This is a genomic window from Nocardioides sp. CF8 (assembly GCF_000389985.1).
Taxonomy (GTDB): Bacteria; Actinomycetota; Actinomycetes; order Propionibacteriales; family Nocardioidaceae; genus Nocardioides; species Nocardioides allogilvus.
On the sequence record NZ_CM001852.1, the window covers coordinates 4,213,620 to 4,213,930 of the forward strand.

Sequence of the window (311 nt, forward strand, 5' to 3'; positions counted from 1 at the left end):
AGGCCGGCCTCGATGTCGTTGTGCGCCCGGATGGACAGCGCTCGAGCTGGTCCGGTCAGGTTGGGTGCCTCGGCCTTCTCCGCGACGACATACGCCAACTCCGAGCTTGACTCGAGTGTGTGGAGGGTCGCGTCGATGCCGGGCAGAAGGCCGGGCCCGGCGGCAATGACATCGAGGCTGGCCATGGTGGTGGAGGCGTGGGTCAGCTCGCGGTAGGCGGCACGAACTTCGGCGGCCGTGCGCATCAGGTCGGGGTCAAGACGATCATCTGGGGCAGTGAGGTCGCCCCAGCGGCTGGCGAGGTTGCTCCA

Annotated in this window: 1 protein-coding gene; it reads right to left on the reverse strand. The window is 68.2% G+C overall.

All coding sequences use genetic code 11. The features are described from left to right. A partial coding sequence (locus CF8_RS22820) for a hypothetical protein (RefSeq protein WP_036491715.1) occupies positions 1 to 311 on the reverse strand: 311 nt, incomplete at both ends.